The following is a 1,582-nucleotide window of genomic DNA, read 5'->3' as shown; positions in this document are numbered from 1 at the left end:
ATTACCTATCAGGAAAAAATGGCAGCCAGTGGACAAAAAATATGGATACTTTCCTTTGCCCTGCTGATGGTATTCCTGGTGTTGGCAGCTCTGTATGAAAGCTGGTCTATTCCGTTTGCCGTCATTCTCGCTGTACCCTTCGGTATATTGGGAGCGTTGCTGGCTATCTGGGCGCGCGGGCTGACTGATGATATTTATTTTCAGGTGGGCTTAATCACTTTGATCGGATTATCCGCCAAAAACGCCATTCTTATCGTAGAGTTCGCTAATGATCTGTATGCCAAAGGTGCATCACTGACCGAAGCCGCTCTGGAGGCAGCCCGGGTTCGTTTCCGCCCGATCATCATGACTTCCATGGCCTTTATCATGGGGGTATTCCCGCTTGCGATTTCATCTGGTGCAGGGGCTGCCAGCCGTATAGCCATTGGTACTACTGTACTTGGCGGCATGCTGGCAGCAACTTTCCTCGCCATATTTTTCGTACCACTCTTTTTCGTGTTGATTGGAAAAATTATGCGACGCGACAAACACTCGGTTCCTGAACCCGTACAGACTGAAACCGGGGATCAGGCAGTTATCACTGACAACAAGGAAGATACTGATGGCAAATGACGGTTATTTCGAACCCACACAGGAATTGAGCGATGAGACCCGAGACATGCACCGGGCAATTATTTCTCTGCGTGAAGAGTTGGAAGCAGTCGATCTCTACAATCAGCGGGTAAACGCCTGCAAGGACAACGAACTAAAAGCGATACTGGCACACAACCGGGATGAAGAAAAGGAACATGCGTCGATGCTGCTGGAATGGATACGCCGGTGTGACCCGGCATTTGACAAGGAACTAAAAGATTATCTCTTTACCGACAAACCTATTGCGCACGAATAACGAATAAATAGCACCAGATTGGTGACAAATCGTTATTTGACAGTGGTTCTCAACTTAGATAATCAGGATTTCTCCCGGGCGACTTCCAATCCGCTGCCACATTGCCAGCACAGTTGAAAATTGCCGGGATTTTCTTCACCGCACTGCAGGCAGAAAACTATATCCATCACTTGCGGAGCCTGTTCATAAGCCGCGATGATTTTCCGCCCGCGTTCAAAATCAAGATCGCGCATCACCCATACCTCAGGGTAAGTATGGGTAAACGGAATCTCTCCCATTCCTCCCTGGGCATACTCATTAAATAACCTTGTCGGAATATAGGCATTCTCCAGCAGATCCCGGACAATATGCGCCTCCAGCAGATGGTTAGCCGTATAGAGCTTTTTCATGTGCCAAACAAAGTGATCAGATAATTGGTATGCGCTGTAACAGGCCAGCTCGGTTTGCCTTACCGAGATGGCGGCAAGACTTATTTTCCAGATAACCCTGTTTTATTTTATCTCGCCACTACAGTAATATTCCAAAGTATGAGATCTGATAAGAATATCATCTTACAGCCAGCGCCAAGACGAGCGAAATCTAAGATACACCTTATTAGTCTGCCCTGAACAACCTGCAATTTGTTGATCTGGTTAGTAGTTTTTCTGATTGCTGGTTGTTGAATTTGCAAGATATAGTCAGCGAGAGCCTGTT

At 47.0% G+C, this 1,582-nt stretch carries 4 protein-coding genes; 2 read left to right on the top strand and 2 right to left on the bottom strand.

Going from position 1 to position 1,582, the window contains the following annotated elements:
• Together ABUL11_RS11270 and ABUL11_RS11265 are read left to right on the top strand one after the other, a co-directional pair.
• Positions 1-612, top strand: a 612-nt coding sequence (locus tag ABUL11_RS11270; protein ID WP_350283946.1) for an efflux RND transporter permease subunit, incomplete at its 5' end; no start/stop codon positions are given.
• Complete coding sequence (locus ABUL11_RS11265; RefSeq protein WP_350283945.1) at positions 602-889, top strand: encapsulin-associated ferritin-like protein; 288 nt, start codon at positions 602-604, stop codon at positions 887-889. The genes ABUL11_RS11270 and ABUL11_RS11265, both read left to right, overlap by 11 nt.
• A gap of 62 nt (positions 890-951) precedes the next feature.
• Here ABUL11_RS11265 and ABUL11_RS11260 read toward each other — a convergent pair whose 3' ends face one another.
• Positions 952-1,278, bottom strand: coding sequence for a putative signal transducing protein (locus ABUL11_RS11260; RefSeq protein WP_350283944.1), 327 nt, complete (start codon positions 1,276-1,278; stop codon positions 952-954).
• Positions 1,279-1,385: 107 nt separating this feature from the next.
• The coding region (locus ABUL11_RS11255; RefSeq protein ID WP_350283943.1) for a hypothetical protein at positions 1,386-1,582 on the bottom strand (197 nt) is incomplete at its 5' end.

This window comes from Nitrosomonas sp. (assembly GCF_040256045.1).
In the GTDB taxonomy this organism is placed as follows: Bacteria; Pseudomonadota; Gammaproteobacteria; order Burkholderiales; family Nitrosomonadaceae; genus Nitrosomonas.
This window is presented reverse-complemented; position numbering and strand designations above follow the sequence as displayed.